Below are 16,516 nucleotides of genomic sequence, written 5' to 3' on the forward strand. Positions count from 1 at the left end.
GTAAAAATTTGAGAAAAGGCCGCGGCCGGTCAAAATGACATGTGCGAATTACAATTGATCTCGGGATTTTCATGAATCTCGCTTCTATCAAATCTTTTTTGTGCTAATCTCTGCCTTCGAAAATCCGAGGCACATATATTTCATGAATGGTGAGCTGGCTGCAGACCGGCGCCATTAGTCAGATAGAAAGGGAAACTATGTCTTCTTACAAGGACCTGCTGGCCCAGCGGGAGAAGCTGGAGAAGCAAATCGAAGAAGCGAAGTCGCGTGAATACGCTGAAGTGCTGAATGACGTGAAGCAGAAAATTGCCGACTACGGCTTTTCGCTCGCCGAACTCGGCCTCAACCGCGCGAAGGCAGGTAAGGTTGGCCGTCCGCGCGCTGGCGTGGCCGCGAAATACCGCGATCCGGAAACGGGCGCGACGTGGTCGGGCCGCGGCAAGCCGCCGCGCTGGATCGCCGGCAAGAACCGCGAACAGTTTGCGATTTAAACGTCCGTTTAAGTCGTCTGCCTCAAAAGAGCCGCGTGTCCGTTCAGGAGCGCGGCTTTTTTGTTTCCCGACACTCGTCGGTGCGCTGGGATTTGTCATGAAAATGTAACAATCCAGCGTGAATGAAAATGCGACACGTTCGTATAAGCGATTGATTTGAATGAGAAATTTGTTGATATTGGCGAGTCTCGCGGGGCGCTTTTGATAGAATTCGTATCGCACACCGATATCTCATATTTCATGTCCACGTTTTCCGGCGACGCGCAAAGCGCAGATAAGCACGCAGTTGCGCGCAAGAGCACGCTCGTCAGTATTGTGCTGAATGTCGTGCTTGCGACATTTCAGATCGTCGTCGGCACGATTGCGCATTCGCAGGCGTTGATTGCCGACGGTGTGCATTCGATTTCCGATTTGATCTCGGATTTCGTCGTGTTGGTTGCGAATCGGCATAGCGGCGCATCGCCGGACGCCGACCACAATTACGGACACAGCCGCTACGAGACGGTCGCGTCGCTGTTTCTCGGCGCTATCCTGATTGCGGTCGGAATCGGCATGCTCTGGCGCGCCGGCGACCGCCTCGTTAATCTCGAAAACATCCCGGCCGTGCATTTTTCCGCACTGGTCGTCGCGCTGACGGTGCTCGTGTCGAAAGAAGCGCTGTTTCGCTACATGCTGCGCGAGGCGCGGCGCGTGCGCTCGGCGATGCTCGTCGCGAACGCATGGCATGCGCGTTCGGACGCCGCGTCGTCGCTCGTCGTCGCGATCGGCATCGTCGGCAGCCTGGCCGGCGTGCGGCTGCTCGACCCGATCGCGGCGGCGATCGTCGGCTTCATGGTTGCGCGGATGGGCTGGACGTTCGGCTATGACGCGCTGCAGGATCTGTCCGACCGCGCGCTCGACACGGCCGACACGGCCGAGATCCGCGCGCTGCTCGAGGCGACGCCCGGCGTGCGCGACGTGCACGACCTGCGTACGCGCAAGATGGGCGATGCCGCGCTCGTCGACGCGCACATCCTCGTCGATCCGAAGATCTCCGTGTCCGAAGGGCATTACATCGCCGAGACCGCACGCGCACGCGTGCTGACCGACCCGCGCGTGCTCGACGCGCTGATCCACGTCGACCCCGAGAACGACGCGGCGCGCCGTCCGGCGCTCGCGCTGCCGCCGCGCGGCGAGATCGCGGCGCGGCTCGAAGCCGCGCTCGCGCAGCGTGGGCTGCGCGCGGCGGCGATCAACCTGCATTACCTGAGTACCGGGCTCGAGATCGATGTGACGCTCGCGAGCGATCCGGGCGACACCGATGCGGCGCTGGCCGGCCGGCTCGACGCCGACGCGCTCAAGCGCGAGTTCGGCGCGCGCCGGATCGACTTCACGCGCGCGATGCCCACGCAGGCGTGACGCGATGCCTGCGAGCGCGGGCCGTCCGCACGGGGCCGCGCGTTACAGCGGCAGTTGCGTGTCGAACTTGATTTCGCGCAGCACGACGCTCGTGCGCACCTGCGACACGGCCGGGATCTTGAAGATGCGTTCGTGCAGGAACACGTCGTAGGCCTTGATGTCGGGCGCGACGATCTTGAGGATGTAATCGGCTTCGCCGGTCGTGCTGTAGCACTCGGTGACTTCCGGGCAGGTCGCGATCTCGCGCTCGAACTGCTCGACGCCGCCTTCGTTGTGGCGGGTCAGGTGCACGTGCGCGAGCGCGCACACGTGCAGGCCGAGCTTCTCGCGATCGAGCAGCGCCGTATAGCGCTGGATCACGCCCGACTGTTCCATGTCCTTGATGCGGCGCCAGCACGGCGTGCTCGACAGCCCGACCTGGTCGGAGATTTCCTGTACGGAACGGCGCGCGTCGAGCTGCAACAGGCGAAGGATTTTTTGCGAAAAGGAATCGAGCGTCACCTGCGCCTCCATGCGGCAGCTACAACACGCTGAATGTTAGAGGGCCGGGAAAGGAAAGGCAATCTGGCGTGGCGCTGTTGAGCGGGATTCGCTAATTTGCTCGCGGATCCGTGGGGTTTTGTCCCGTCCCCGCGTTTTCCGATCGATCGGTATCCGACACGGCGAGGCCCGCGAGCGCGGCTTGCTGCCGGCGCAGGTCGGCGAGCATGTTGCAGAACAGCGCGCCTTGCTCGATCGCGTCGTCGAGCGCGACGTGCGTATGCGGATGGTCGTCGAACCAGTGCTTCGGAAAGCGCGGCTTGATCGCCTTGCGGTACGGCAGGCCCGTCATCGCGAACGCGAGCGTCTTGATGTCGAGCGCCGACCACGAGAACGGGCAGCGCCCCGCGAAGCGCATCATGTACCAGAACATGAACGTGAAATCGAAACCGGCCGGCATCGCGACGAACACGGGCTTGCCGGGCAGCGCCTCGACCCAGTCGACATATGCGACCAGCGCCGCCTCTGGCGCCTGCAGGTCGCGCCGGCACGCGGCCCACGCTTCGGGCTCCGTCTTCCACCATGCTTCCTGCACCGGATGCGCCTGTGCACCCGGCAGCGTCTCGAGGTTCGCCGAGAACGTCGCGATCAACTGCTTGTCCTCGGTATAGGCGGCCGATGCGAAGCTCAGCATCGAGTGCGGGCCCGGAATCGGGCCGTCGGCCTCGACGTCGGTGCTGACGTAGATTTCCTGAATGGCAGTCTGGTTCATCCGAATACCTTGTCGGACACGAACGGGTTCGTGCGGCGCTCGTCGCCGAACGTCGACACGGGGCCGTGGCCCGGCACGAACGTGACGTCGTCGCCGAGCGGCCACAGTTTTTCCTTGATCGAACGGACAAGGTCTTCATGATTGCCGCGCGGGAAATCGGTACGGCCGATCGAGCCCGCAAACAGCACGTCGCCGACGATCGCGACGCGATGCGCGCGGCTGAAGAACACGACATGGCCGGGCGTGTGGCCCGGGCAGTGATAGACCTCGAGCGTTTCGTCGCCGAACCGCACGGTGTCGCCGTCGTTCAGCCAGCGATCCGGTTCGAAGGCTTCGGCGGCCGGAAAACCGAAGCGCTCGCTCTGCGTCGGCAGCTTCTCGATCCAGAAACGCTCTTCTTCCTGCGGCCCCTCGATCGGCACGCCGTAGTGCGTCGCGAGCGTCTTCGCGCCCGCGCAGTGATCGATGTGCCCGTGCGTGAGCAGCACCTTCTCGACCTGCACGTTCTGCCGCGCGACTTCCTGTTCGATCCGGTCGAGATCGCCGCCCGGATCGACGACGGCGGCGCGGCCCGTCTTCTCGCAGACGAGCAGCGAGCAGTTCTGCTGGAACGGCGTGACCGGAATGAGCGTGACTTTCATGGAGGCACCGGCGGCTAAAAGGAGCGATTGTACCGGTCGCGCGCGCTGCCTGCCGCCCATGCGGCGCACCGCGCGACGCGCGTCTACGGGCAATCCCGGAGCATGTCGATTGTTACCGCCATAGTGAGAATCAATGGTCCGGCCGGGCCGCTTTTCGAGATGGCGTTTTGATTTATGTATAATGCGCCCCATTGCGCGTGAATTTCACGCAATTCGCTGGTGTTTCGACCCCGTTAAAAGAGGCGTCGAATTCACCGTCAAGCATCAGCCGCCGGGGAGTCCGGCGGTGTATCCAGCACCGAGCATTCGGTGCTCACGTCTTGTCCGGCCGGGTGCTGCGCGCCCGCCTGCGGCCCTGCTGCCGCGCCGCCGGATGAGGCCTGTGCCGCCGTTCCTGTGCGTTGGTCGTATCGACGCGCGCGAACGTGAAGCCATGTTCGATGGCGGCATGTGGGGTCTGGTCAGGCTGTTGGGGACAGGTTGCGCCAGACGTGAAAGCTAATCAGGACGGTTGCGGCATAGACGAAAGCCGCGCCCATGCTAGCCGCCTGCTCGCATTCGAGCGGGGCGTGCACGCATTTGCCGTCCGGGCCGCGTATGTGCGCTGTGAAACAGCGTCGTGAAGGAGCGGCCCGAACCAGAAGGCGACACGTCGATGAACGTACGATTTCCGAGTCGATTCGGGACCATTGCATTATTTTTTGCGCTGACGGGCTGTGCGGTGCCACCCAGCCAGACCACCGGAAGCGCGAACCAGAAGAACGCGGTCGACAAGACGGCCGCTGCCGCGAAGGCGGACAACAACAAGCAGCAACTGAATTTCGATTCCGCACTGGCGTCGATGCCGGCCGCGGACAGCAAGGACGCGAAGAAGCCGTCGCTGGCGGACGCCGAGCCGATCGACGGCAAGGATGTGTCCGACTTCCGCCAGACGGGGCGCGCCTCCTGGTACGGGAGGGATTTCCACGGCCGCCGCACTGCGAACGGCGAGCGTTTCAACATGAACGCGCTCACCGCCGCGCATCGCACGCTGCCGCTGTCGTCGTACATCAAGGTGACGAATTCGTCGACCGGCAAGTGGGTCGTCGTGAAGGTCAACGATCGCGGGCCGTTCAAGCGCGGCCGTGTGCTCGACCTGTCGTACGCGGCCGCCAAGGTGATCGGCCTCGTGCACGCCGGCACGGGCCGCGTGAAGATCGAAGGGCTGTCGCCGCAGGAAGCGCGCGACGCGCGCGACGAAATGCTCGCGTCGGTCTCGGCGAAGTAACGCGGCGGATCGTCCGCTCATGCACAAAGGGCTGCCTTCCGGCAGCCCTTTGTCGTTTCCGCGCGGCGCCGTCGCGCGTCAACCTTCCTTCAGCGCGAGCGCGCGCGCATACAGCGTGTTGCGCGACGCGCCCGTCAGCGCGGCCGCGAGCTTGGCCGCGCTCTTCACCGGCACTTCTTCCAGCAGCAGCCTGAGCAGCGCATCGTGCGCGGTGTCGTCGGCTTCGCCGCTCGCCGCCGGCGCGCCTTCGACGACCAGCACGAATTCGCCGCGCTGCCGGTTCGCATCGCCGGCGAGCCAGGTCTGTCCTTCGGCCAGGGTGCCCTGGAACAGTTGCTCGTGTAGCTTGGTGAGTTCGCGCGCGATCAGCAGCCGGCGCGCGGGGCCGAACGCGTCGGCGAGCGCAGCGACGGTTTCGGCGATCCGGTGCGGTGCTTCGTAGAACACCAGCGCGTACGGATGCGACACCAGCGCCTGCAACGCGGTCGCGCGCTGCCTGGCCTTCGGCGGCAGGAAGCCCGCGAACGTGAACGCGCCGGCCCAGCCGCCGGCCACGCTCAGCGCGGTCACGGCCGCGCTCGCGCCCGGCAGCGGGATCACCGCGAAGCCGGCCTCACGCACTGCGTCGACGAGCCGCGCGCCGGGGTCCGAAATACCGGGTGTGCCGGCGTCCGATACGTATGCCACGCGTTCGCCGGCGCGCAGCAGTTCGATCACGCGCTGCGCGGCTTCGCGTTCGTTGTGCTCGTGCGCGGCGACGAGCGGCTTCGAGATCCCGTAGCGGGCGAGCAGCTGGCCCGTGTTGCGGGTGTCTTCGGCCGCGATGCGGTCGACGAGGCCGAGCACGTGCAGCGCGCGCAGCGTGATGTCGGCGGTGTTGCCGATCGGCGTGGCGACCACGTAGAGTGCGGCGCTCGGGTAGTGCTGCGTATGCGCGAGTTCGAGGAGGGCAGTCATGGCAGGCAATGCGCGCAATCGCGGCGCAGGCGGAACAAGGACGGCATTGTGCCACGCGGCGCCGGCGCGGCCGGATGGCGTGCGCGGTTTGCCGCGCGCGGGCGACAACTTTTCCGGTGCGGCGCGATCCAAACCGGTCGGCGCGGCATTCGAGCAGCGTGCACGGCAGTTTCTCGAACGCCGCGGCCTCGTGTGCGTGGCGGCGAACGTGACGATGCGCGGCGGCGAGCTCGATCTCGTGATGCGCGAGCCCGACGGCATGCTCGTGTTCGTCGAAGTGCGCGCGCGGCGCAGTGTCCGGCATGGCGGCGCGGCCGCGAGCGTCGGCTGGCGCAAGCGGCGGCGCCTGGTTGCCGCGGCGCTCCAGTTCTGGGCGCGGCACGGTGACGGTGCCGCGTGCCGTTTCGACGTCGTCGCGTTCGAGGCCGGGCGGCTCGCGTGGCTGCGCGACGCATTTCGTACCGACGATGCGTAGCGGCGAGCTGTGACGAGATGTAAAGAGTTCTTGCCGGACCGCTGGAGAGGGTGCCGGAGTACGGTAAACTCGCCGCACCCACGATGTCGCGCGATGCGTGCCACGCGCCCAGTTCACCAGGAATCGATGTCAGTCGAACGTATTCAGCAACAATTTCGCGACAGCGCCGCGCTTCATGCCGAAGCGGCCGACGCGCTGTCGTTGCCGATCGCAGCCGCGGTCGACGCGATGTTCGCCGCGCTGGCGAACGGCAACAAGATCGTCGCGTGCGGCGACGGCCCGTCGGCCGCCGCCGCACACTATCTCGCGGTGTCGCTCGTCGGCGGCTTCGAGCGCGAGCGTCCGGGCCTGCCCGCGATCGCGCTGGCCACCGATGCGTCGCAGGCCGGCCTCGCGGGCGCGGCGGCGGAGCAACTGTTCGCGCAACAGGTGCGCGTGCTCGGCCAGACCGGCGACATCCTGCTGGTGCTCGACCCGACCGGCGCGTCGCCGCGCGTGCTGGCGGCCATCGGCGAAGCGCACGAGCGCGAGATGACCGTCGTCGCGCTGACGGGCGGCAACGGCCACGCGGTCGCGGCCGCGCTGTCCGACACCGATATTCCGATCAGTGTGCCCGCCGTTCGCGCGGCGCGCATCCACGAAGTCCATCTGCTGACCATCCACTGCCTGTGCGACGGCATCGACGCGATGCTGCTGGGTGAGGATTGAACGAAGGAGAGCCGTCGATGAATCAAAGCCGCGTCAAACAGACGCTCGTCAGAACCACGCTGCTCGCCGCGCTGACGGCGGGCCTCGCCGTGTCGCTGCAGGGCTGTGTGCTCGGGGTCGTGGGCGCAGCGGCCGGCGGCGGCGCGCTGATCGCGACCGATCGCCGTACGCTCGGTGCGCAGACGGAAGATCGCGAGATCCAGGTCAAGGCGCTTTCGCAGATCAACAACGGGCTGCCCGACCAGTCGCACGTGAACGTGACGGTGTTCAACCGCCGCGTGCTGCTGACGGGCGAAGTGCCGAACAATGCGTCGAAGCAGCGCGCCGAGGAAATCGTGCGCGGCATCAACAACGTGAACGGCATCGTCAACGAGCTGTCGGTCGAGCCGGCGGCGTCGCTGTCGTCGCGTGCGAACGACTCGTACCTCGAAGGGCGCGTGAAGTCCGAGCTGATCGCGACGAAGGGCATTTCGGCGAACTACTACAAGGTCGTCAGCGAGCGCGGCAACCTTTACCTGATGGGTCTCGTAACGGTCGACGAAGGCAATCGCGGCGCCGAGGCCGCGAGCCAGGTGCCGGGCGTCGAGAAGGTCGTGAAGGTGTTCCAGTACGTCAAGCCGCAGGACGCGCAGGCGCTGCAGGCCGCGTCGCCCGCGAGCGACACATCCGGCACGCAGGCTGCCGCCGCGCCGGCGGACACCGCGACGGTCGGCGCGGTGCCCGACGCGTCGGTGCAGTCCACGCCGCTGCAGCCGCCCGCGCCGATCTCGAATTCGTCGAACGTGCACCCGGGCAACCCGAAGGCGCCGCCGCAATGAAGATCGTGCGGATGAAACAGTGGATGGTGCAGGGCGCCGCGGCCGCGGCGCTCGTGGCCGGCATGCTGGGCGCCGCGCATGCGGACGTCGGCGACGGCCTGAAGGTGGCGCGCGGCAACGCATGCATGGGCTGCCACGCGGTCGACCGCAAGTTGGTCGGCCCGTCGTTCAAGGATATCGCCGCCCGCTACAAGTCCGATCCGCAGGCCGCGGCGAAGCTGCAGAAGAAGGTGAAGGAAGGCGGCTCCGGCGTCTGGGGTGCAATTCCGATGCCTGCGCACCCGCGGATGAGCGATGCCGACGTCCGTTCGGTGGTCGAATGGGTGCTGGCCGGCGCGCCGTCAAAGTGACGCTTCGGGGCTACGCGAAACCCCTATTGCCAAGCGCGGAAATGCGTGTGTATGATGGTCGACTGTTGGGGCGGTAGCTCAGCTGGGAGAGCGTCGCGTTCGCAATGCGAAGGTCGGGAGTTCGATCCTCCTCCGCTCCACCAACGGAATTCGAAGGGCTCGGTCGTAAGATCGGGCCCTTTTTGTTTTTGGCGACGCCGGCGCCTCGGATCTATCTCAAAATACAAACGTATACATTTGCATACGGACGCACTATGCTTTGAGCAATCGACTCGAAGGGGCTGAACGTCATGCAAACCGTATCGGTACGAATTCCAGAGGACGATCTCGCGTGGCTGGTCGAACTGCAACTGCCGGATGCGACGAGCCCGAGCGACAAGATTCGCGCGCTGATTGCCGACGCGCGCCGCCGGGGCAGGGGGGCACACGATTTCGTCCGTTGCGCGGCGCTGTTCAGGGAGCAGGTGCGGCCGGTGCTCGACGCGATCGACGCTTACGAACACGCCACGCACCAGCGCTCCGAAATCGTGACCCTGCTCGCGGCGCAACTCCCTGAACTTATGGCCAGCCTCGTGACGGCGGCGCCGCCGGGCAAGCCGATCGCCGAGGCTGCTGGCGAACTTGAAGCGCGGCTGACCGCGAAGAGCATGCGCTTGCTGCTCGGCATGCTGCGCCTTGCCGTGACCGGCAATCCCCCCGTCTATCAACCGGCCGTGCTCGATTCATACGTGCACGAGGTCAAGGAACTGGCGAACCTCATTCAGCCGGCGCAGGCAAATCCGTGAGCAGCCCGCGAAGCCGGCATCTGGTGGCCGGGCCGACCTGGCCCGCCTGAATCCCTGAAGGAGTGACAAGTCGTGACGACAGAACATTTTGGTATCCGGGTCAAAAGGCTGTTGACCGCGAACGTGCATGCGTTGATCGGTTCGCTGGAAAGCCGCATGCCGCAGGCCATCCTCGAGCAGTACCTGCGCGAATTCGACGACGTGATCGCACAGGCGCGGGTGGTGCTGGGGCGGCACGAAGCCGCGCGGTACCAGGCGGCCAAGGCGATCGCGCGCATCAACAACGAGATCGAGCGACTGAATGACCTGCTTGGCACCGCGCTCGCCCGGAACGACGATGCGGCCGTGCGTGCCGGTGCGGAACGGCAGATCGAACTGGAGGACCAACTCGGCGTGCTCCAGCTGTCGCTGCACGAGGCAAGCGAGCGCGCGCAGGTCGCCGAGGCCGACCTGCTGGGAGTGCGCGCGAAGCGGGCGGAGATGGAAGCGGGGCTGCGCGAGTTGATCTCGGCGCGGGCCGCCGCGCCCGGCGACGGCGAGCGCCGTACGGAGGGCGCCGACCCGAGGGCGGAGCAGCTCGAACAGGGTTTCAACCGGACGATGGCCGGCGCGACGGGGACGGCGGGGATGGGCACCAGTCCTTCGTCGGCCAATCCGTCGTTGTTGTATCGTCTCGAAACGCTGCACAAGGAACAGCGGATCGAGGAACGCGTCGCCCGCCTGAAGTCGCAACCCGGAACGCTGCCGGACGACATGTCCTGATGATTCGATTCCGAACCTGAGAGCAAAACGACAATGACTTCTTCACTGATGCTGCCGGGCAACGCACCGTTCGTCGTCGCGATTGCGCTAATGATCGTCATCGGGGTGCTGGAGTGCGTGTCGATGCTGCTGGGGCTGAGCCTGACTGAGCATGCGGGCAACTTGCTCGTCCTGCATTTCGGTCTCGACCACGCCGACGGCGGCCCCGACGCCAGCGTCGTCGGCCAGTTTCTCGGCTGGCTGCATGTCGGCCGGGTCCCGCTGCTGATTCTGCTGATCCTGTTCCTGCTCGGCTTTTCGGTTCTCGGGCTCGCCTTGCAGACGTCGCTGCAGGCCGTGGCGGGCTTCATGCTGCCCACCGCGTTGGCCGTGGGGCTGGCGACAGTCGCGGCACTGCCGTTCGTACGTCACACCGGCAAGTTCGTCGCGCGCTTTCTCCCGCAAAGCGAAACCACGGCGGTTTCCGAAGCCGATTTCATCGGCCGCACCGCGCGGATCGTCACCGGCGAAGCGTCGCTCGGCAATCCGGCCGAAGCGCGGCTCGTCGACGAACACGGTCAGCAGCACTACGTCCGGGTGGAGCCTGACGAGGCAGGCCGGGCCTTCGCGAAAGGCACGACGGTCCTGCTCGTGTCGCGTATTTCGGGTTCGCGCTATCACGCAATCGAAAACCCCCGGCCCGAACTGCTCTGAATCCCGTTTCGCCAGGCAGCCGCCGTTCCGGGCGGCGCGGGCTGGCGCACCTCGCTGTCACCATCCGTATATAGGAGTCGAACAAACATCATGATGAATGCACTCTCATTCTGGGGCGCTGTCGCATTGGCAGTGGTGGTGGGTATCTGCGTGATCGGCATGATTTTCGCGCGTCTATACGTGCGCGCGTCCGCGGAGCGAGCCTTCGTCCGCACCGGTCTCGGCGGGCAGAAGGTGATCATGAGCGGCGGCGCCGTGGTGCTGCCGGTGTTTCACGAGGTGATCCCGATCAACATGAACACGTTGAAGCTCGAAGTGAGCCGGGCGACGCGCGACAGCCTCATCACGAAGGACCGGATGCGCGTCGACGTGGTCGTCGCATTCTTTGTGCGGGTCGCACCGACCGAGGAAGGCGTGTCGACCGCGGCGCAGACGCTCGGCCAGCGCACGCTCGCGCCGGAAAATCTGCGCGCCCTCGTCGACGACAAGTTCGTCGATGCACTGCGCTCGACCGCTGCACAGATGACGATGCAGGACCTGCAAGATGCTCGCGAAAAATTCGTGCAGGGCGTGCAGAACACGGTCGCGGAAGATCTGACGAAGAACGGACTGGAGCTGGAAAGCGTGTCGCTGACCAATTTCAACCAGACGTCGAAGGAGTACTTCGATCCGAACAATGCGTTCGATGCCGAAGGCCTGACGAAGCTCACCCAGGAAACCGAGCGGCGCCGCAAGGAGCGCAACGAGGTCGAGCAGGACACTGAGGTGGCCGTGCGCGAAAAGAACCGCGACGCGCTCTCCCGCAAGCTCGAAATTGAGCAGCAAGAAGCGTTCATGAAGCTCGAGCAGGAGCAGCAGGTCAAGACGCGCTCGGCCGAACAGAACGCCCGTATTGCCGCGTTCGAGGCCGAGCGTCACCAGGAGGCGGAACAAAGCCGGATCGGCGCCGAGCGGCAGATCCAGGAATCCGAGATCCAGCGCGAGCAAGCGTTGCGCACCCGCAAGGTGGAAGCGGAACGCGAAGTGCGCGTGAAGGAGATCGAACAGACGCGGGTTACGCAGATGGCGGCGATCGAGCAGGCGAAAGTGACCGAAATTGCGCAGCAGGAGAAGGAGATCGTGATCGCAGAGAAGTCCGAGGCGCAATCGCAGGCGCAGGCTCGTGCGAATGCATCGCTCGCGGACGCGGTGCGTGCCGAGCAGCTGGTCGAGACGACGCGCAAGACCGCCGAGGCGGATCGCGCGAAACAGGTCGCGCTGATCGAAGCGTCCCAGGAGGCGGAAACGCAGGCGGTTCACATCACGACGCAGGCGCGGGCTGAACGGGACGCGGCCCAGATGCAGGCTGCCGCGATGGTTGAGCTGGCCGAGGCGGCGCGCAAGAAGGGGCTCGCGGAGGCCGAGGCACAGCGTGCTCTGAACGACGCGATCAACGCGCTGTCGTCGGATCAGACGAGCCTCAAATTCAAGCTCGCGCTGCTGCAGGCTCTACCGGGCGTGATTCAGCAGACCGTCGAGCCGATGAAGTCGATCGACGGCATCAAGATCATCCAGGTCGACGGGCTCAATCGCAACGGCGCAACGGACGGCGGCGCGCCGGCCGCGGCTGGGGGCAATCTGGCCGAGCAGGCGATGTCCGCGGCGTTGTCCTATCGCGCCCACGCACCGCTGATCGATTCGCTGCTCGGCGAAATCGGCCTGTCCGGCGGATCGCTGCAAGGAATGGTGCCGGCTGTCCATCCGAGCAAGCCGGCGGCGAGTCCCGTACCGGTGACGCACGCCGTACCGGTGGCGCACCCCGCACCAGCCGCCGCTGCTTCGCGCGAGGGCGGCGCCGAGACCGCATAACGCGGGTCAGCGGCGCATCGGCCGTCTGCCGGGCCGGCGGGAGCCTCTTGCTTCCGCCGGCCGCCGTCACCCCCGCCCGAAACTCGGCCGCTTCGGATCGTACGTCCACCCCGGCACGAGATAGCGCATCGCAACCGCGTCATCGCGCGCCGTGCCGCCCACCTCGTTGTACAGCGCGTGTGCGGCCTCGACCTGCGCCATGTCGAGCTCGATCCCGAGCCCCGGCCGCTCCGGCACGGCCACCTTGCCGCCGACGATCGCGAGCGGCTCGCGCGTGAGCCGCGCGTCGCCTTCCTGCCAGATCCAATGTGTGTCGATCGCGGTGATCGTGCCGGGCGCGGCGGCCGCCGCATGCGTGAACATCGCGAGCGACACGTCGAAGTGGTTGTTCGAGTGCGAGCCCCACGTGAGCCCCCAGTCGCGGCACAGCTGCGCGAGCCGCACCGAGCCCTGCATCGTCCAGAAATGCGGATCGGCGAGCGGGATGTCGACCGCCTGCAGCCGCACTGCGTGATCCATCTGCCGCCAGTCGGTCGCGATCATGTTGGTTGCGGTCGGAATGCCCGTCGCGCGGCGGAATTCGGCCATCACCTCGCGGCCCGAATAACCGCCTTCCGGCCCGCACGGATCCTCCGCATACGCAAGCAGGTGGCCTTGGCCACGGCATAGCGCGACGGCCTCGTCGAGCGACCATGCGCCGTTCGGATCGAGCGTCGTGCGCGAGTCCGGGAAACGCGCCTTGATCGCCGCGATCGCTTCCATCTCGTCGGCACCGGCCATCACGCCGCCCTTCAGCTTGAAGTCGGCGAAGCCGTAGCGCTCGACCGCGGCCTCGGCCTGCCGCGCGATCGCGGCCGACGTGAGCGCCGCTTCGTTGCGCAGCCGGAACCACGCGTCCGATGCGTGCGTTTCGTCGCGATACGGCAGATCGGTGCGGCGCCGGTCGCCGATGTAGAACAGATACGCGAGCATCGGCACCGCGTCGCGCTGCTGGCCTTCGCCGAGCAGCGCCGCGACCGGCACGTCGAGATGCTGGCCGAGCAGGTCGAGCAGCGCGGCCTCGATCGCGGTGATCACGTTGTCGAGCCGCAGGTTGATCTCGTGCGGCTGGCGCAGCACGGCTGCTTCGCCGGCCGACGTCACCTCGTGCCGGATCGTGCGGCCCGCGCCTCCCCCCGCGCCGGACAGCGCCGCGCGCACTGCGTTGAGCGTCGCCTGGTAGCGTCCGATCGACTGGCCGACCACGAGATCCGTCATGCGCTCGAGCGCGTGGCGGATCCCTTCGCCGCCCGGCACCTCGCCGACGCCGGTATGCCCGCTGCTGTCGTCGAGGATCACGAGGTTGCGCGTGAAGCAGGGTGCGTGTGCGCCGCACAGGTTGAGCAGCATGCTGTCGCGGCCGGCGACGGGAATCACCTGCATGCGCGTGACGCGCGGGGTGCCGGCACGGCGGGATTCGGACATCGGTTCGCTCCTGGTTCCGGTGGCGCGCGGGCCGCCGGACGCGCCGGCGCGGCCCGCGCCGTTCAATGAAGCTCGACGCGGCGGATCTCGCCGACGACGAACAGGTAGCAGATCACGGCGACGAGCGCGTGCGCGACGACATAGACGAGCGCACCGTTGAACGAGCCGCTGCGGTCGACGATATAGCCGATCGCGATCGGCGTCGTGATGCTCGACAGATTGCCGCACGTGTTGAGCAGCGCGCCGCTCAGCCCCGCGATCTGGCGCGGCGCGGTGTCCGCGTTGACGGCCCAGCCGAGCGCGCCGAGCCCCTTGCCGAAGAACGACAGCGCCATGAACAGCACGACGAGCACGTGCGAATCGGTGTAGTTGCAGACGATCATCGACATCGACAGCAGCATGCCGAACACGATCGGCACCTTGCGCGCGACCGACAGCGACCGGCCCTGCTTGAGCAGCGCGTCGGATACGACGCCGCCGAGAATCCCGCCGAGGAACCCGCACACGGCGGGGATCGACGCGACGAGCCCCGCGTTGAGGATCGACATCCCGCGCGCCTGCACGAGATAGACCGGAAACCACGTGATGAAGAAATAGGTGAGCGCGTTGATGCAGTACTGCGCGACGTACACGCCGATCAGCATCCGGCTCTTCAGCAGCGCTTTCACGTGACGCATCGACGGGCCGCCGCCGTGCGCGCCCGTCGCCTGGTCGATGTTGACGAGCGCGCCGCCTTCGGCGAGGTAGTCGAGTTCCGCGCGGTTGATGTTCGGGTGGTCCTTCGGGTCGTACATCGTGCGGTTCCACACCGCGACGAACGCGAAGCCGAGCACGCCCATCACCGCGAACACCGACTGCCAGCCGAACGCGTGCACGAGCCAGCCCATCAGCGGCGCGAACACGACGGTCGCCGCGTACTGCGCGGCGTTGAAGATCGCCGACGCGGTGCCGCGCTCGGCGGCCGGGAACCACGCGGACACGATCCGGCTGTTGGCCGGAAACGACGGCGCCTCGGCCGCGCCGACCAGGAAGCGCAGCCCGAACAGCAGCGCGAACGCGGCCGCGCCGCCGAAGAAGCCGATCGCGCCCTGCAGCAGCGTGAACAGCGACCAGAAGAAGATGCTGAACGCATAGACGATGCGTGACCCGTAGCGGTCGAGCAGCCAGCCGCCCGGCAGTTGCGCGACCACGTACGACCAGCCGAACGCGGAGAAGATGAAGCCGATCTGCACGTGGCTCAGGTGCAGCGCGCGGGCGAGGCTTGGGCCGGCGATCGCGATCGCCGCGCGATCCGCGTAGTTGATCGTCGTGACCGCGAACAGGACGGCCAGCACGAGCCAGCGCACGCGTGTGCGCCGGGCCGTTGCCGACGCGGACGCCGGCAGCGCTTGAAGCGGATTCATGACTGTCTCCTCCGAAAGGCGGAAGGTTGCCGTCGTGCGGCAGGCGCATCGGGTGCGCGCGTTATTGGTAGGTGCCGCCGGCCGGAGGCCGGGCGCCGGACGCCGATGCAGGCAGGGCGTCCGGGCCATTCTGTCATGTCGATATTTGCGCTTTCATGCCAATTGCTGACTTGATCGATTCAGCATTTGAATCGATCAAGTCATTCGATCGCTCGGGCATGCGCGTCGTCCGCCCCGACTCGATGATGGCGCGCCACGTGCCGCGCGAGAAACTCGACGGTGGTGCGCACGCCGGGCAACTGGCCGCGCCGGTGCGGCATCAGCAGCGTCGTCGTGACGGTGCCTGCCCGCCAGCCGGGCAGCACGCGTGCGAGCGCGCCGGACGCAAGCGCATCGCCTGCGATCCAGTCGGGCAGGCAGGCGATGCCGAGGCCGGCCGTCGCAGCCTGCAGCAGCAGAGTCGATTCGTCGGCCTGCAGCCGGATGCGCGGCGCCACTTCGACGGTGTCGCCGCCGCGCTGTAGCCGCCACGGCTGCTGACCCGGGTGGAGCCCGTCGTGCCGCGCGAGGTCGGCCGGCTCGTCCGGTACGCCGGCGCGCGCGAGATAGCCCGGCGACGCAACGATGATGATCGGCGACGTCGCGAGCGGCCGTTGCACGAGCGCGGAATCGGGGAGCGGGGCGAAATGGCTGCGCACCGCGATGTCGAAACCTTCCTGCGCGATGTCGACGAGGCGATCGCTCGCATGAATCTGCAGCAGCAGCTTCGGGTGCGCGATGGCCAGCGCCGGCAGGCATGGCGCGAGGATGTGCTGCGCAATCGGCACCGAACTCGTGATCCGCACGATGCCGGCCGGTTCGGCGGCCTGCCGCAGCACCGCGTCGCGCGCGCTGTCGGCCTCGATCACGGCCGCGCGCGCATGCTCGAAGAATTCGGCGCCCACCGGTGTCAGCCGGAAGCTGCGCGACGTGCGATGCACGAGCCGCGCGCCGAGCGTGCGTTCGAGCTCGGCAACGCGCTTGCTCACCGTCGATTTCGGCAGGTCGAGACGGCGCGCGGCCGCCGACATGCTGCCTGCGTCGACCGCCTGCACGAACAGATAAAGATCGTTCAGATTCACTGTCAGCGTCCACAAAAAGAAACGACGGGTTTCGATTCTAGCGGCTACCGCATCATCGTTCGCCATGGGAGCATGATCGCTCG

At 66.6% G+C, this 16,516-nt stretch carries 18 protein-coding genes and 1 tRNA gene; 12 read left to right on the plus strand and 7 right to left on the minus strand.

Features of this window, described 5'->3' with window-relative positions:
- The first annotated feature begins 197 nt into the window (after positions 1-197).
- The gene (locus FPJ27_RS20220) at positions 198-491 is read left to right on the plus strand and encodes an H-NS histone family protein (protein ID WP_034183924.1); all 294 of its coding nucleotides are present in this window, start codon (positions 198-200) and stop codon (positions 489-491) included.
- A 240-nt stretch (positions 492-731) separates the two neighbouring features.
- A complete protein-coding gene (locus FPJ27_RS20225; RefSeq protein ID WP_072443138.1) occupies positions 732-1,889 on the plus strand; it encodes a cation diffusion facilitator family transporter in 1,158 nt (385 codons plus the stop codon).
- Positions 1,890-1,931: 42 nt separating this feature from the next.
- Here FPJ27_RS20225 and FPJ27_RS20230 read toward each other — a convergent pair whose 3' ends face one another.
- The 3 genes from FPJ27_RS20230 to FPJ27_RS20240 form a co-directional block, all read right to left on the minus strand.
- Positions 1,932-2,402 (minus strand): Lrp/AsnC family transcriptional regulator, encoded by a 471-nt coding sequence (locus tag FPJ27_RS20230; protein ID WP_006477376.1) that lies wholly within the window; start codon positions 2,400-2,402, stop codon positions 1,932-1,934.
- 79 nt (positions 2,403-2,481) lie between these two features.
- Positions 2,482-3,141 (minus strand): exonuclease, encoded by a 660-nt coding sequence (locus tag FPJ27_RS20235; protein WP_034183926.1) that lies wholly within the window; start codon positions 3,139-3,141, stop codon positions 2,482-2,484.
- The gene (locus FPJ27_RS20240) at positions 3,138-3,782 is read right to left on the minus strand and encodes an MBL fold metallo-hydrolase (RefSeq protein WP_034183927.1); all 645 of its coding nucleotides are present in this window, start codon (positions 3,780-3,782) and stop codon (positions 3,138-3,140) included. Before FPJ27_RS20240 ends, FPJ27_RS20235 begins: the two co-directional genes overlap by 4 nt.
- Positions 3,783-4,437: 655 nt before the next feature.
- Here FPJ27_RS20240 and FPJ27_RS20245 point away from each other — a divergent pair.
- Positions 4,438-5,049, plus strand: coding sequence for a septal ring lytic transglycosylase RlpA family protein (locus tag FPJ27_RS20245; protein ID WP_072443142.1), 612 nt, complete (start codon positions 4,438-4,440; stop codon positions 5,047-5,049).
- Positions 5,050-5,127: 78 nt separating this feature from the next.
- Here the strand turns inward: FPJ27_RS20245 and rsmI are convergent, their stop codons facing one another.
- Positions 5,128-6,006, minus strand: coding sequence for a 16S rRNA (cytidine(1402)-2'-O)-methyltransferase (gene rsmI / locus FPJ27_RS20250; protein WP_072443144.1), 879 nt, complete (start codon positions 6,004-6,006; stop codon positions 5,128-5,130).
- Between the two features lie 46 nt (positions 6,007-6,052).
- Here rsmI and FPJ27_RS20255 point away from each other — a divergent pair, with 46 nt between their 5' ends.
- The 9 genes from FPJ27_RS20255 to FPJ27_RS20295 all read left to right on the plus strand — a co-directional run bounded on the left by FPJ27_RS20255 (position 6,053) and on the right by FPJ27_RS20295 (position 12,445).
- The gene (locus tag FPJ27_RS20255; protein WP_177318417.1) at positions 6,053-6,481 is read left to right on the plus strand and encodes a YraN family protein; all 429 of its coding nucleotides are present in this window, start codon (positions 6,053-6,055) and stop codon (positions 6,479-6,481) included.
- A gap of 126 nt (positions 6,482-6,607) precedes the next feature.
- Positions 6,608-7,189: an SIS domain-containing protein gene (locus FPJ27_RS20260; protein WP_204425413.1), complete on the plus strand. Its 582-nt coding sequence runs from the start codon at positions 6,608-6,610 to the stop codon at positions 7,187-7,189.
- Between the two features lie 17 nt (positions 7,190-7,206).
- The gene (locus tag FPJ27_RS20265; RefSeq protein WP_204425415.1) at positions 7,207-8,007 is read left to right on the plus strand and encodes a BON domain-containing protein; all 801 of its coding nucleotides are present in this window, start codon (positions 7,207-7,209) and stop codon (positions 8,005-8,007) included.
- The gene (locus FPJ27_RS20270) at positions 8,004-8,357 is read left to right on the plus strand and encodes a c-type cytochrome (protein ID WP_204425417.1); all 354 of its coding nucleotides are present in this window, start codon (positions 8,004-8,006) and stop codon (positions 8,355-8,357) included. Before FPJ27_RS20265 ends, FPJ27_RS20270 begins: the two co-directional genes overlap by 4 nt.
- Before the next feature lie 67 nt (positions 8,358-8,424).
- Positions 8,425-8,500: transfer RNA gene (locus FPJ27_RS20275), tRNA-Ala, on the plus strand.
- Between the two features lie 147 nt (positions 8,501-8,647).
- On the plus strand, positions 8,648-9,142 hold the full coding sequence (locus FPJ27_RS20280) for a hypothetical protein (RefSeq protein WP_072443152.1): 495 nt from the start codon (positions 8,648-8,650) through the stop codon (positions 9,140-9,142).
- A gap of 156 nt (positions 9,143-9,298) precedes the next feature.
- Complete coding sequence (locus FPJ27_RS20285; protein ID WP_239483362.1) at positions 9,299-9,904, plus strand: PspA/IM30 family protein; 606 nt, start codon at positions 9,299-9,301, stop codon at positions 9,902-9,904.
- A 48-nt stretch (positions 9,905-9,952) separates the two neighbouring features.
- On the plus strand, positions 9,953-10,597 hold the full coding sequence (locus tag FPJ27_RS20290) for a YqiJ family protein (RefSeq protein ID WP_239483363.1): 645 nt from the start codon (positions 9,953-9,955) through the stop codon (positions 10,595-10,597).
- Between the two features lie 90 nt (positions 10,598-10,687).
- Positions 10,688-12,445, plus strand: a complete 1,758-nt coding sequence (locus FPJ27_RS20295; RefSeq protein ID WP_110281406.1) for a flotillin family protein — start codon at positions 10,688-10,690, stop codon at positions 12,443-12,445.
- A gap of 66 nt (positions 12,446-12,511) precedes the next feature.
- Here the strand turns inward: FPJ27_RS20295 and FPJ27_RS20300 are convergent, their stop codons facing one another.
- From FPJ27_RS20300 to FPJ27_RS20310, 3 genes are all read right to left on the minus strand, one after another.
- A complete protein-coding gene (locus FPJ27_RS20300; protein WP_204425419.1) occupies positions 12,512-13,909 on the minus strand; it encodes an enolase C-terminal domain-like protein in 1,398 nt (465 codons plus the stop codon).
- Positions 13,910-13,971: 62 nt separating this feature from the next.
- On the minus strand, positions 13,972-15,312 hold the full coding sequence (locus FPJ27_RS20305; RefSeq protein WP_072443159.1) for an MFS transporter: 1,341 nt from the start codon (positions 15,310-15,312) through the stop codon (positions 13,972-13,974).
- Between the two features lie 200 nt (positions 15,313-15,512).
- Entirely contained in the window at positions 15,513-16,499 is a 987-nt protein-coding gene (locus FPJ27_RS20310) for a LysR family transcriptional regulator (protein ID WP_204425421.1), read from the minus strand.
- Positions 16,500-16,516 lie beyond the last annotated feature (17 nt).

Origin of the sequence: Burkholderia sp. MS455 (genome assembly GCF_016899445.1) — a bacterium.
GTDB classification, from domain to species: domain Bacteria; phylum Pseudomonadota; class Gammaproteobacteria; order Burkholderiales; family Burkholderiaceae; genus Burkholderia; species Burkholderia pyrrocinia_C.